This is a genomic window from Mesorhizobium sp. WSM2561, from assembly GCF_000513915.1.
Classification (GTDB): domain Bacteria; phylum Pseudomonadota; class Alphaproteobacteria; order Rhizobiales; family Rhizobiaceae; genus Mesorhizobium; species Mesorhizobium muleiense.
In genome coordinates this window covers 399,189-412,135 of sequence record NZ_AZUX01000001.1, presented here as the reverse complement: position 1 = coordinate 412,135, position 12,947 = coordinate 399,189, and the positions used below count along the sequence as shown (strand labels likewise).

General features: G+C 63.3%; 12 protein-coding genes. 9 read left to right on the top strand and 3 right to left on the bottom strand.

Annotated features, from left to right (window positions below):
- Positions 1–29: 29 nt before the first annotated feature.
- Positions 30–185, bottom strand: a complete 156-nt coding sequence (locus M727_RS42225) for a DUF1127 domain-containing protein (RefSeq protein WP_198032582.1) — start codon at positions 183–185, stop codon at positions 30–32.
- Between the two features lie 120 nt (positions 186–305).
- Between M727_RS42225 and M727_RS0102070 the strand changes: the two genes are divergently transcribed.
- Together M727_RS0102070 and M727_RS0102060 are read left to right on the top strand one after the other, a co-directional pair.
- Complete coding sequence (locus tag M727_RS0102070) at positions 306–1,289, top strand: LysR family transcriptional regulator (protein WP_210163964.1); 984 nt, start codon at positions 306–308, stop codon at positions 1,287–1,289.
- A gap of 260 nt (positions 1,290–1,549) precedes the next feature.
- The gene (locus M727_RS0102060) at positions 1,550–1,801 is read left to right on the top strand and encodes a DUF6074 family protein (RefSeq protein WP_027151256.1); all 252 of its coding nucleotides are present in this window, start codon (positions 1,550–1,552) and stop codon (positions 1,799–1,801) included.
- A 251-nt stretch (positions 1,802–2,052) separates the two neighbouring features.
- Here M727_RS0102060 and M727_RS0102055 read toward each other — a convergent pair whose 3' ends face one another.
- Positions 2,053–3,558, bottom strand: coding sequence for an Ig-like domain-containing protein (locus M727_RS0102055; protein WP_027151255.1), 1,506 nt, complete (start codon positions 3,556–3,558; stop codon positions 2,053–2,055).
- Positions 3,559–4,143: 585 nt separating this feature from the next.
- Here M727_RS0102055 and M727_RS0102050 point away from each other — a divergent pair.
- From M727_RS0102050 to M727_RS0102020, 7 genes are all read left to right on the top strand, one after another.
- Positions 4,144–5,283, top strand: a complete 1,140-nt coding sequence (locus M727_RS0102050; RefSeq protein WP_027151254.1) for a transporter substrate-binding domain-containing protein — start codon at positions 4,144–4,146, stop codon at positions 5,281–5,283.
- Entirely contained in the window at positions 5,284–5,913 is a 630-nt protein-coding gene (locus M727_RS0102045; RefSeq protein WP_027151253.1) for an ANTAR domain-containing protein, read from the top strand. It begins immediately after the preceding gene.
- A gap of 223 nt (positions 5,914–6,136) precedes the next feature.
- Complete coding sequence (locus tag M727_RS0102040; RefSeq protein ID WP_245268337.1) at positions 6,137–7,021, top strand: nitrilase family protein; 885 nt, start codon at positions 6,137–6,139, stop codon at positions 7,019–7,021.
- Between the two features lie 54 nt (positions 7,022–7,075).
- Positions 7,076–8,242 carry a substrate-binding protein gene (locus M727_RS0102035; protein ID WP_027151251.1) on the top strand — a complete coding sequence of 389 codons (1,167 nt, stop codon included), beginning with the start codon at positions 7,076–7,078 and terminating at the stop codon, positions 8,240–8,242.
- 66 nt (positions 8,243–8,308) lie between these two features.
- Positions 8,309–9,142, top strand: a complete 834-nt coding sequence (locus tag M727_RS0102030; RefSeq protein ID WP_027151250.1) for a branched-chain amino acid ABC transporter permease — start codon at positions 8,309–8,311, stop codon at positions 9,140–9,142.
- Positions 9,129–10,907 carry an ATP-binding cassette domain-containing protein gene (locus tag M727_RS0102025; protein ID WP_027151249.1) on the top strand — a complete coding sequence of 593 codons (1,779 nt, stop codon included), beginning with the start codon at positions 9,129–9,131 and terminating at the stop codon, positions 10,905–10,907. Before M727_RS0102030 ends, M727_RS0102025 begins: the two co-directional genes overlap by 14 nt.
- Positions 10,900–11,634, top strand: coding sequence for an ABC transporter ATP-binding protein (locus M727_RS0102020; RefSeq protein WP_051505482.1), 735 nt, complete (start codon positions 10,900–10,902; stop codon positions 11,632–11,634). The genes M727_RS0102025 and M727_RS0102020 overlap by 8 nt, the downstream gene beginning before the upstream one ends.
- Before the next feature lie 103 nt (positions 11,635–11,737).
- Here M727_RS0102020 and M727_RS0102015 read toward each other — a convergent pair whose 3' ends face one another.
- Positions 11,738–12,937 (bottom strand): mandelate racemase/muconate lactonizing enzyme family protein, encoded by a 1,200-nt coding sequence (locus M727_RS0102015; RefSeq protein WP_027151247.1) that lies wholly within the window; start codon positions 12,935–12,937, stop codon positions 11,738–11,740.
- Positions 12,938–12,947: the final 10 nt, after the last annotated feature.

The window sequence follows — 12,947 nt, the reverse complement described above, 5'->3', positions numbered from 1 at the left end:
GGGCGTCACCATCTGCATGCCCCGCCTCCTCAACGATGCAGGCTGGCGTGGCGGGCATGCTCGCGGATCTCTTCGCGAGAAATGCCAGCATCCGCCAGTGTGCTGTCTGGGGCCTGCCTCAAGCTCGCAAGCGTCTGGCGATAGGCAAGCCAGCGGGCGAAACGGTGTCGAAGTTTGTCGAACATGATCGTCTCCTTTGGCGCGCAGAAGTCCGCGCGCCTGGGTTGGTCGAAAGCGCAAAGCATCTGCGCGAAGCGCGTGCGCGATCGAAAGGATTGCGTTGGCTTCTTGGCCAGCCGAGGCGCTTGTCCCTGTCGCTCCAGGCAGGATTGTCCAACGCCTTCAATGCCTGCATACTTGCGCGTGATGCCCGCTTCGCGCTACAGCCACGGTCGCAAGGAGCTTTTCATTTCTGCAAAATGGATATCGACTGGGACGATCTGAGGCTGTTTCTCGACGTTGCGCGGCTGGGTGGCTTGAGCGCAGCGACGGGAACGACGCGCCTCAGCGCAGCCACCCTTGGACGTCGCGTCACTGCGCTCGAAAAGCAGATCGGCGAACCGCTGTTCGTGCGCCAGCAGACCGGCTACCGGCTGACCCCGGTCGGTGAAGAACTGCTGCGGCGCGCCGAAGACGTCGAGGCAGCAATGCAGTCGCTGACCCGCTGGCGCGAGGGGAACCTGCCCGACCGCATTGTCCGCGTCTCGGCCGGGCCATGGACCTCAGCCTTCGTTTCCGCCCATATCGGTGAGATCTGGACGGTCGATGACGGCATAAGGGTGGAGCTCGTCACCACCACCGACCGCGTCGACATCGGCCGCCGTGCCGCCGACATCGGCATCCGCAGCGAGCGCCCGACCGAGCAGTGGCTGGCCGGCCGTCAGAGCGGCAAGGTCACCTACGCCATTTATTCCGGACGCCGCCTGATCAACGGCATCGCCGCCGGGTTGTTCGTCGGCGTCACCGGCGAAGCGGCAAACATTGCCTCGGCGCGCTGGCTGCAAGCCCATCACGGCGACCGCATCGCGGTGCGCGGCAACAACACCCATTCGGTGTGCGAACTGGTCGCCGCCGGCGCCGGCCTTTCGATCTTTCCGTGCTTCGTCGGTGACAGCGATCCGCGGCTGGTTCGCGTCGCTCAGCCTATCCCCGAACTCGAAACCGACCAATGGATCGTCACCCATCACGAGGAACGTCACTCGCCGCCGGTACGAAAAGTCGCCGACCGGATTGCCGCCTTGATGCGGGCGCACCAGCCGCTGTTTCGCGGCGAGACGCCGATCCGCTAAGCCTCAGGCGTCGATCGGCCGTCAGCTGAGCCGCATGCTGGCACTCATGCCGGACTCCTGCGCCGTCAGGCCTAGGCCGTAATACTTCAACAGGGACTCGAACTCGCCATGCCGCTGCGTCCAGCCGCTATTCGCGGCACCGACCATCGAGCCCAGCGGACGCTTTGTTCTATGGCTGACCATCGTCAAAAAGAGCGCTGTTAACCAAATTTTCTAACCCGCCAGTGCTTATTCGCTCGACTGAAGGGGTGAGGTGATCGATGTGCGATTCAAACATAAGCGCATTTCCGCTGCATCGGCGGCGGAAATTGGTTGAAGGGATCGCCCTGGTCCTGGAGTCCAAGAACGGGGAGGACGCTAACGCCTTCTGGCGCAACACCGCCAAGGCAATTCTCGTTCAATTATCCGAATCAGGAATTGCACCCGGGCTGGCCGAACAGGAACTCGGAACGCTTCTTCATGCTGTCTTGCATGATATAGCCACCCGCAGTGCGGCGAAACTAGCACAATAGCATCGGCTGGCTCACGACGATGGATTGCAGCGTGACACCACTGTATCCGTCAAATGCAAGGTTTTTCAATGCGGATGAAAAGATAGCCGCGTTCGTCGAAATCATGCCTCACTGTTGCAGACACCAGCCAGTCGGGTCATGAAGGCATCGGATGAGCCCTGACGCCCCTTACTGCGCAATCGGGGAGGAAATCCTGCACATGGGCGGCGCGATCACGCCCGGTCTATGTAGCTGCGCCCCACCATGCGCGCCTATAACACGAAGAAGTCGTCCACTGTGAGGAATGTGCTCGGGTCCAGGGCGGCAAACTTGACAGTCGCCGCTCCTCCTGCTCCGTCCACATCGAACAGCAGATCGCCGGTCTCCTTGTCGTAAATGATGTGGTCGTTGTCATCGATGGCGTGCTTGCCGACGACGAAAACCGCAGCGGAAAGCGAGCCGGCCGACAGCCCGACGAATGCGGAGCTGTCCAGCCAGAACACATCGTCGAGCGCATTGAAGTCTTCTATCCTGTCGTAGTTCGCCGGCCCAAGTGCGTCGAAGACGAAGACATCCCTGCCCCCCTCGCCGGCCAGCCGGTCGCGGCCGGCGCCGCCATTGAGGATGTCGTCGCCAGCACCACCTCGCATGTCGTCGGAGCCGGCGCCGCCGTCGAGGACGTCGTCGCCAGTGTCACCGCGGACGCCGTCTGCGCCCTCACCACCGCCGATCGCGTCATCGCCACCGCCGCCCTTCAGCCAATCGGTGCCCGCGCCTCCAATGATGTCGTCCGCGCCCGCGCCGCCGAACAGCTGGTCATGGCCGGCACCGCCGTCGAGCGTATCGTTGAACGGGGTGCCGCTGATGCGGTCGCCCCCGCCCAGCGCGGCGACGAGCACGGCATGATCATGGCTTGCGTAGCTCGCGATGTTTTTGGCGTCGGTCAGGGTAATGGATTCGGCCGGCGGAGTGACTGTGATCGTAATCGTCGCCACATTGCTGTTGCCCTGGCCGTCCGTAGCGTAAACCGTAAAGCTGTCGGTGCCGATGAACCCTGCCTCCGGTGTGTAATCGAACAGGTTTCCGCTCAGAAAATCCGCATGATAGTGCAGGGTAGTGCCATAATGACCCTGGTGAAACGGGTAGTAGTTACCGTCGAAACTCGCCTCCTGCTCCAGGGTGCCGCTGTCCGGCCCGTCCAAGACGATAAAGTTCAAGAGATCGTAGTCGGCATCTGTCGCGCTGAACTTGACGTCGTCGAGAGATTGCGCCTGCGAAATCGACAAGTCCAGGTCGGCAACGTTGGGCGCGTGATTAACGAAGGTGTCGGACTGAAGCACGCCCCCTTTCAAGATGATCTGATGCTGACCGTATTGGGTGTTTTCGCCGCCGAAATATTCGTTCGCCCCGATCCATGTCACCGTGAGGTCGTCGGGGCTGTCGGCGCTGATCGAGACGATCCGGACCGACTGGAAGGCCGCCTGGTCGGAAACGGTGCGGAGAAAATTGCCTTCGTTGTCGAAGACCTGCGTTTCCACTGTCGTCCAGGTTTCGGTCCTGCCCTCGTGGGTGAAGCTGGTGATGGTGAAGAAGCCATCGAAGACATCGACCGAAGCTAGTTCGATCCCACCGAAAGGGAAATCCGGCTTTGCGCCTATCGGTCCGATTACGTCGCCGTCTGTTTCCGTAATGCTGAAAAGGACCGAGTCAGGGGTCGGATTGGGATTCTCTGGTTCGTTCCATACGATGAGTTCACTGCCATTGCTTAAGGTCGGCATCCTGTCTCTTCCTTGCCTTTGCGCCTGGACGTGCTGCGGATGCCCCCAATTCCAACGGTAACATGTTACGCGAGACGGATCGGTGACAAACCCAACCGCCTTTCGCCTTCTTCGAATGTGGTTAATTCGGTGATCATGCCGAACTGTCTGATTGGATTCGGCAATGGGCCGACGCTGGTGAAATCCAGTCGGCGATGCGGCGAGCCGACGAGGTGCGGTCGTGCTGGGCATCAGGCACTGATGCGGCGCGGGATCGAACACGCATCGTACTTACGGACGGCCCCAACATCAGCCGAGAACCCGATGGCGCTTTGACCGAGCTTTTGCGTCGAGCCCATTTGTACCTAGGCCAACATACGGATGGAGCCAACCGTGGCCTCACCGATGTCGCCATGCTCAACGGCACCAATACATCTGAAGTAAGCCGCCTCCTGCTCTTCGCTTTCCTTGCCCCGAAAGTTGCGGCCAGCATCGTCGCAGCATGCTGGCACTCGTGCCCCGGCCGGGCTCCAGCGCCACTCCAGCGCCGATGGCGATTGCCATGACGCCTCGCGTGCAATAGGCCTTCGGAAAAGCCCAGGGAGGATTGCCGTGAGAGAAACAGCCGGGACATGGCGCGTCGGCATCCTTTTTTCGCGCAGCGGCATCACCTCGGTCACCGAAAGCGAGCATTTCTATGGAACCGCGCTCGCCATCGAGGAGATCAATGCCGTCGGCGGCGTGCTGGGGCGGCAGATCGAGCCGATCGCCTACGATCCTGGCAGCGACCCTGAGGCGTTCCGCTCGCTGGCCCGCAAGCTTCTGACCGAGGACGATGTCAACGTCATCTTCGGCTGCTCGATGTCGGGCAGCCGCAAGGCGGTGCTGCCGATCGTCGAGCGCTACAACGGCCTGCTCTGGTACCCGTCGATCTACGAAGGCTTCGAATATTCGGAAAACGTCCTCTACACCGGCGCCACGCTCAACCAGAATACCTTCGCACTGGCCGACTTCATCCTGCAGCGCTACGGACCGCGCGTCTTCATGGCCGGGTCCGACTACATCTATCCGCATGAATCCAACCGGGTGATGCGCGACCTCCTGGAATGCAAGGGCGGCACCATCGTCGAGGAACAATATGTGCCGCTCGACGCCGATGAACGCCGCATGCGCCGGCTGATGGCCGACATCGAGAAGGCCGCGCCAAACGCCGTCTTCTCGACCGTCATCGGGCGCAGCGCACAGATCCTGTACAGGCTCTATTCCGAAGCCGGCATCGACCGGACACGGCGGCCGATCGCCAGCCTGACTCTCGCCGAAGGCGAGATTCGCGTGATCGGCGCCGAGCACTGCACCGGACATGTTCTGGCCGCCCCCTATCTGGCGAGCGTCGACAGCGGCGAGAACCAGCGCTTCGTCGGTGAGCTCGCTCGCCGCTTCGGCGACCGCACGACGGCGACCATGTGGTCGCAGACGGCGTATACCCAGGTTCACCTGTTCGCCCGCGCGCTGGAAAAGGCCGGAACCCTCGACACCTTCCGCCTCGGCCAGGCGGCGCTTGAGGTTGACTATGCGTCGCCGGAGGGCAGGATGATGTTCGACCAGGAAAACCGCCACGTCTGGTCGACGCCACGCATCGGCATCGCCAACGCCACCGGGCAGTTCGACATCGCCTGGCAGTCGCAGGTCGCGATCCGGCCAGACCCCTATCTTGCTGCGACCCATTTCGAAGAGCCGTGGCTTTAGATGACGGCGACGCTCAAACGCATCCTCAACGACCTCCGGCAGGCGAAGATCCTCGTCGTGCACCCGAAGGACGAGGATGGCGCCGCCCTCGTCGACCACCTCAGGCGACTTGGCTGCGAAGTCAGGGCGGCGTGGCCGCCGCCGGCCTCGATCCCGGCCGATATCGACACCGTGTTCGTGCAGGTCGGCGAGGCGCCGACGGACGCGATGGTGTCGCTCATCGAGGGCGCCAACGCCGCCGTGGTCGCCATCGTCACCTACGAAAGCCCGACCTCGATCAAGGCGATCATCGACCTCAACGCCCATGGCGTCATCACCAAGCCGCTCAGGCAGTTGGGCGTGCTGACGCAGTTTGCACTGGCCCGCTACCGCTACGGCTACGAAGGGCGGCTGGCCAACAAGGTGCGCAAGCTGGAGGATACGCTGAAGGGACGCCGGACGATCGAGAAGGCGGTCAAGGTGCTGGTCGAGATGAACGGCGTCGACGAGGAAACCGCCTACAAGCTGATCCGCGACCAGGCGACATCGAAGCGGGTGGCCCTGGTTTCGGTGGCCGAAGGCATCCTGGCCGCGCAGGAGGCGATGCGGACTTTCGGCTTCGGGATTTCCGCGCCAGGCAATCAGAAATAGCCGGACAGCCGACAGCCCGACAAGATTTATCGCATCAGAAAGTTCTTACAACCATCTGATTTTATTCCTCTAAACAGCCACTTCCTTGCGCGGCAGACTGCCGGACTCTTTGGCCCTTGACGCGGCCTCCCGGCTGTGCAACTTCTTAAAGCACGAGCAGGTTTGCTCATCGGCAGGAGTGCCGTTTCACATCGATGGCTATGTAGCCCTTGGCTTGCGGATGATGTCCGCGCCAGGGGTTTTTTGCGTTTGGAGACTGGTCTTGGCAATATCTGAGAAAGCTTCTGCGGACCTCCGTCTCGCCTGCATCCAGTTCCAGCCGGCCATCGGCCGGTTGGACGACAATCTCAAGTCGATGGAGCGGCTGATCCGCCAGGCCGCCGGGCTCGGCGCAACGGTGGTGGTGCTGCCGGAACTCGCCGACAGCGGCTATGTCTTCGACAGCCAGGAAGAGTTGGCGGCAATCGCCGCCCCCATCCCTGCCGGACGCAGTGCCGTGCTGTTATGCTCGCTGGCCTATGAACTCGGCATGCACATCGTCAGCGGCCTTGCCGAGCGCGATGGTGACCGGTTCTTCAACGCAGCCATGCTGTGCGGGCCGTCCGGCCCTATCGGCACCTACCGCAAGCTGCATCTGTGGAACCGGGAGAAGCTCTATTTCCAGCCGGGCAATCTCGGCCTGCCGGTGTTCGATACGGCGATCGGCAGGATCGGCGTGGCGATCTGCTACGATGGCTGGTTCCCCGAGACCTACCGGCAGCTGGCGCTGCAGGGAGCCGAGCTGGTCTGCGTTCCCACCAACTGGGTACCGATGCCCGGCCAGGGCAATCACCTCGAGCCGATGGCCAACATCCTGCACAAGGCGGCCGCCCACAGCAACGGCATCTACATCGCCTGCGCCGACCGCGTCGGCACCGAGCGCGGCCAGCCCTTTGTCGGCCGGAGCCTGATCGTCGGGCCGACCGGCTGGCCGATCGCCGGCCCGGCCAGCGAGCAGGACGAGGAAATCCTCATCGCCACGATCAGGCTCGGCGACGTCGCCAGGAGCCGGGCGCTGAGCGAGCGCAACGACGCTATCGGCGACCGCCGCACCGACGTCTACGGATAACCAGGAAGAAGCCGGCACGAACCGGTACGATCAACACTGAGAAAGGGGAATACCATGACAAACAGAACAGTGATCCTTGCAATCGCCAGCGCCGCCTTGGCCGGCGTCGCCGCGGCGACCACCGCCTTCGCCGAGGACGGGCCAATCAAGATCGGCATCCCGGTGGGACTGTCAGGCGCCAACAGCGTCGTCGCGCCCTCGGTCGTCCAGTCGGCCGAATTGGCGGTCGCCGAGATCAACGAAGCTGGCGGTGTGCTGGGGCGGCAGCTTGCACTGGAGATCGCCGACGACGCCTCCGGTGCAGCCGGCGCGCAGAAGGCCTTCGATGCGCTGGTCTTCCAGAAGGAGGTCAACGCCGTCATCACCATGGAGACGAGCGCGGCGCGCAATGCCGGCCTGCCGATCATCTCGAAGGGCGACATCCCTTACATCTACACCTCGTTCTACGAGGGCAAATCCTGCAACGCCAATTTGTTCGTCAACGCCTGGGTGCCCGAGCAGCAGGTCCCGCCGATCGTCGACAATTTCATCAAGTCGCAAGGCGCCAGGAAATTCTTCCTGATCGGCTCGGACTATGCTTTCGGCCGCGGCATGCTGGAGTTCGCCAAGGCTTACATCGAGAAGTCGGGCGCCAGCATCGTCGGCGAGGAATACCTGCCGATGGAAGGCAGCGACTGGACGGCGATCATCTCCAATCTGAAGGGCTCTGGCGCCGATGCCGTGATCACCTCGACGGCGGGCGGCGCGCCCAATGTCACCTTGACCAAGCAGTTGCGCGGCGCCGGTGTCACCATCCCCTACGGCAACCTGGCCGTCGATGAAGGAACCGCCAGGAGCATGGGCGCAGACGCGGCCGGAATCTTCATTTCCGCTTCCTATGTCACCAGCATCGACAGCGCCGCCAACAAGAGCTTCCTTGCCGCCATGCAGAAGAAATTCGGCGCCGAACTTCGCACGCCGAACGACCTTTCGGTGCCGGAATATGAAGGCATCTATCTCTACAAGGCCGCAGTCGAGAAAGCCGGGTCGACCGACACCGCCGCTGTGCTCGCAGCCCTGCCCGAAGTATCCTTTGTCGGCCCGCGCGGCACGGTCTCGATGAGCAGGCAGCACCATGCTCCGCTGACCATGTATCTCGGCCAGGTAAAGCCGGATGGCTCGGTTACGGTGGTCGACACTTTCGAGGGCGTCGACCCTGGCGAACAGTGCCCGAACCTGTAGTCGCGCCGGCAATCGTTACGGGGTGGCGATTGTCCGCCACCCCTTCCACATGATCGGGGACTTGCCATGATGCTTCTCCTGGACATGGTGACGACGGCGGCGATCCTGTTCATCGTCGCCGCCGGCCTGCTGGCGATTTTCGGGGTGCTGAAGATCATCAATTTCGCGCACGGCGCCTGGCTGACGATCGGCGCCTATTGCGCGGTGGCAACAGCCGGGCTTGGGCTCAACCCCTGGCTGGCGCTGCCGATCGCCTTTGCCGTCGGCGCAGTCCTTGGCGGCATCACCGAATTGGTCATCGTGCGGCCGCTCTATCGCCGCCCGCTCGACGCCATCCTGGCGACTTGGGGCCTGGGCATCGTCATCGGTCAGTTGATCACGCTGTGGTTCGGGCGCGACGTGCAATTCACCCCCAATCTCTTGTCGGGCACCGTCGATGTGTTTGGCGTCGGCTATTCGCTCTATCGGTTGTTTGCGGTCGCCGCCGCGCTGGTGATCGGGCTCGCCTTCACTTTCCTTCTCGAAGGCACGCGGCTCGGCCTGTCGGCGCAGGCGGTGATCATGAACGAGATGCTGGCGCGCGCGCTCGGCATCGACACCGCGCGCGTGCGCCTCGCCACCTTCATGATCGGCACCGGGCTCGCCGCGCTGGCCGGCGTGCTGTTGACGCCGCTGACCAGCGTCGACCCGAACATGGGAGTCGCCTGGCTGATCGGCTCGTTCATGCTGGTCATGGTCGCCGGCTCGTCCTTCTCGACGCTGGCCATCGCCTGCCTGGTCTTCGGTGGCGCCCAGGTTCTGGTCAGCACTTTCGTCAGTCCCATTTTCGGCGGCATCACGGTGGCGGTCCTCTGCGCCCTGGTGCTGCGCATCAGCCCGAAGGGATTTGCCCGTGCCTGAGAGCCGTTCCACCCCGCCAAGGGTCTGGCTGTTTGCCGCGCTGGCGCTTGCAACGGCGGTCGTCGTCATCATCGGCCCGGCGCTGTTCGACCGCTTTACGCTCAACGTGCTGACCCGCTCAATGATCTACGCCATGTTGGCGGTGACCGTCGACATCCTGTGGGGCTACACTGGCATCCTGACCTTCGGCCAGGCTGCGTTCTTCGGCACCGGCGCCTATGCCAGCGCCATGGTGCTCAGCCATCTCGGCGCCTCCCCGGCGCTGATGGTCCTGGCGCTTGCATCGGCGATCATCGTGCCGGTGCTGCTCGGTGCCTTCGTTGGCTGGCTGTCATTCGGCCACGGCTCGACGCCGCTCTATGCGACGGTGATTTCGCTGGTCGTGCCGATCGTGGTCACGCAGCTGGTGTTTTCGGGTGGCGTGTGGACCGGATCGAGCAGCGGGCTGGTCGGCTATTCCGGCCTGCCGCTCGGGCTGCCGGGCTATTTCCGGCTGACCGGCATCTGCCTCATCGTCACCACTCTCGTCGCCCTGGTCTTCACCCGCTCGGATGCCGGCAAGCTGCTCGTCGCCATTCGCGACAATGAAGCGCGCTGCGCCTATCTCGGTCTCGATCCGCAGCGGCTGAAGATCGTGCTGACAACCGGCATTGCCGGCGTCGCCGGCATTGCCGGCTTCCTCTATGCCAACGCCTCGGGCGTGGTGGCGCCGGAAAACACCGGCTTCGTCTTCGGCACCGAGATCGTCATCTGGACGGCGCTGGGCGGCCGCGGCACGATCATCGGGCCGGTGATGGGCGCGATCGGCATCGATTACCTCAGCGCCCAGCTTTCCGGCGACCTGCCCTTCCTGTGGAACCTGGTGGTCGGCGCGCTGTTCGTCGTGATGATCATCCTTCTGCCGAACGGGCTGGCGCAACTGGCCAGAATGGTCCTGCCGCGCCGCAATGGAGAGCAGACCAGCCAACCTGGGTGCCCTGCCCTCGTCGCCGAGCCGAGCGGCAACGGATTGGAGGCCGGCGACCGCGTGCTCGCCGTCAGCGGCCTCGGCAAATCCTTCGGCAGCCTGCAGGTGCTGCAAGGGATCGACCTCGACGTTCGCCCCGGCGAGCTGGTCAGCCTTGTCGGTCCGAATGGCGCAGGCAAGACGACGCTGATGCGCTGCCTGACCGACGGCACCGAAGCCACGACCGGAACCGTCACCATCGCCGGCCAGGACATCAGCGGCATGACGCCGAATGAAATCGTCGCCCTCGGGGTCGGACGCAAGTTCCAGGTGGCGAGCGTCTTCGACAGCCTGACCGTCGCCGACTGCCTGCGCATGGCACGCGCCTCGCGCAAGGCGCCGAGCCTGCTGCGCCGCTCCGCCACGCTTGGATTGCCGGCGGCCGCCGCCAACATTCTGCGCTCCACCGGCCTTGACCGCATGCTCGGCCGGCCGGTGTCGCTGCTGTCGCATGGCCAGAAGCAGAGTCTCGAGCTCGCCATGGTCGTTGCGCTCGAGCCAAAACTCATCCTGCTCGACGAGCCGACGGCCGGGCTGACCAAGGTCGAACGCACCACCATCGGCGCGACGCTGCAGAAGCTGACCGGCGAGCTCGGCTTCGCCGCCATCCTGGTCGAGCACGATCTCGATTTCGTCCGCGACATCTCGACCAGGATCGTCGTTCTCCACCAGGGCAAGCTGGTGCTCGACGGCAGCGTCGATCAAGTCGTCAATTCCGAAGTGGTGAGGACGATCTATTCGGGAGGCGCCCATGCTTGAGGCAAGACAGGCAGAGGCCAAAACCTTCGCGCCAAAACTGTCGCTGTCGAATGTGTCGAGCGGCTACGGGCCGGTTGTCATCATCGAGGCGCTGTCGCTGGCGATCGCGCCCGGACAGATCTTCGCGCTGATGGGCAAGAACGGCATGGGCAAGACCACCGTGCTGAAAACAATCCTCGGCTTCGTGACGCTGCGCTCGGGCGACATCCGCCTCGATGGCGCGTCCATTTCAGGTGTCTCGCAGGCTTCGCTGATCGCGTCCGGCGTCGGCTACGCACCGCAGGAGCAGGCGCTGTTCCAGGATCTCAGCGTGCGCGACAATCTGCGCCTCGCCTTGCGCTCGGATCGCGATTTTGCGCAAGCCGTGGAACGGGTTTTTGGGCATTTTCCGTTCCTCGGGGAGCGCCTGTCGCAACGGGCCGGAACGCTTTCCGGCGGCGAGCAGAAGATGCTCATTCTCGGCCGCGCGCTGATGCTGCAGCCGAAGCTGTTGCTGATCGACGAGATTTCCGAGGGCCTGCAGCCCTCAGTCGTCGAACGCATCGCCGCGGCACTCAGGCAGGAGCGCAGGACGAACGGCACGACGATCCTGATCGTCGAGCAGAACTTGCCTTTCGCCCTCGGCATCGCGGACAGCTGGGCGGTGCTGAAGCTCGGCCGGATCGACGATGCCGGAGATGTGACGGCGGGCACAGCGGCCCGAATTCTTCAGCATCTGAAGATCTAAGACATGCATCCGGAACGGACGCGGCGACAGGAATGTCCGGACCGGCAACCAGGTCGATAATCCGGTTCGGGTCGCATTCCGGCCGAGGACGCAAGAAGATGGTTCAGTCGAAGAAGCCCGCATCCTCTTCCCTGAGATACTTTCGGGCTGCTTCGGCGTCGAGATCGAGGCCCAGCCCCGGCGCTTCCAGCAGATCCACCATGCTGTCCGTCACGATCTGCGACGGCAGGCCGATTACGAGGTCCTCCCACCAGGGATCGGAGGCGCTCGGGTATTCGAAGGCGATGTAGTTGGCGGGCAAGGTGGCGCAGACATTGATCAACGCGCCGAGGCCAAGCAGGCCGTTCGCCGTGCCGTGCGGCGCCATCAGGATCGAGTGCATATGGGCGTGCTCGGCGACCCATTTCAGCTCGGCGATGCCGCCAATATCAGCAGGATCGGGGCCGATGACGCGCACCGCCTGCGTCTCGATCAGCTCCTTGAAATTGTGCCTGAGGTAAATCTGCTCGCCGGTATGGATGGACGTCGAGGTGGAGATGGTCAGCTCCCGATAGGCCTGCGGATTGACCCACGGCACATAGTCGCCAGTCAGCATGTCCTCGAGCCACATCAAATTGTACTTCTCGACCGCGCGAGCGAACTTGATCGCATCGGGCAGCATCCAGCCAGGGCCGCAGTCGAGCGCCAGGCTGACCTTGTCGCCCAGCACTTCCTTCATCGCGATCACGCAGTCGAGCATGTGATTGAAACCACGCTCGCTGATCACACCCTGATCCATGGCACCGTGATAGCCGGCCTTCTTCTGCGTCACGCCGTAATGGAAGCCCTCAATGGTGTTCTTCATGTTGGAGTGGAACGAGATTCCCTGCTTGATCATGAAGAAGTTCTGCGGCTGCTCCATCATCCATTTGACGTCAGCGGCGTAATCCTCCGGCCGGTCGCCCGTGCGTTTCCTGCGGATCGAGCCGTTGTAGACGCGCACCTTGTCGCGCACCTTGCCGCCGAGCAGTTTGTAGGCCGGCACGCCTGCGGCCTTGCCGGCAATGTCCCACAGCGCATGCTCGATAGCGCTTACCGCTGCGCCATAGGGCTTGAAAGAGCCGCGTTGGCGGATCTTCAGCATCACCCGCTCGACGTCGGTCGGGTCCTCGCCGATCAGCGCCTCGCGAAAATGCAGGACCCAGGGCTTGAGATAGGGCTTGGTGTACTCGACCTCGCCCAGGCCATGGAGGCCCTCGTCGGTGACGATGCGAACGATGGGGTGCTTGCCGATGACGGCACAGCGGAGGTCGGTGATCTTCATCTTGGGTTCA

Coding starts and splice junctions, on each gene's coding strand:
- M727_RS0102060 (WP_027151256.1), top strand. CDS start 1,550: ATGTGCGATTCAAACATAAGCGCATTTCCGCTGCATCGGCGGCGGAAA.
- M727_RS0102015 (WP_027151247.1), bottom strand. CDS start 12,937: ATGAAGATCACCGACCTCCGCTGTGCCGTCATCGGCAAGCACCCCATC.
- M727_RS0102030 (WP_027151250.1), top strand. CDS start 8,309: ATGATGCTTCTCCTGGACATGGTGACGACGGCGGCGATCCTGTTCATC.
- M727_RS0102040 (WP_245268337.1), top strand. CDS start 6,137: ATGTCCGCGCCAGGGGTTTTTTGCGTTTGGAGACTGGTCTTGGCAATA.
- M727_RS0102020 (WP_051505482.1), top strand. CDS start 10,900: ATGCTTGAGGCAAGACAGGCAGAGGCCAAAACCTTCGCGCCAAAACTG.
- M727_RS0102055 (WP_027151255.1), bottom strand. CDS start 3,558: ATGCCGACCTTAAGCAATGGCAGTGAACTCATCGTATGGAACGAACCA.
- M727_RS0102045 (WP_027151253.1), top strand. CDS start 5,284: ATGACGGCGACGCTCAAACGCATCCTCAACGACCTCCGGCAGGCGAAG.
- M727_RS42225 (WP_198032582.1), bottom strand. CDS start 185: ATGTTCGACAAACTTCGACACCGTTTCGCCCGCTGGCTTGCCTATCGC.
- M727_RS0102035 (WP_027151251.1), top strand. CDS start 7,076: ATGACAAACAGAACAGTGATCCTTGCAATCGCCAGCGCCGCCTTGGCC.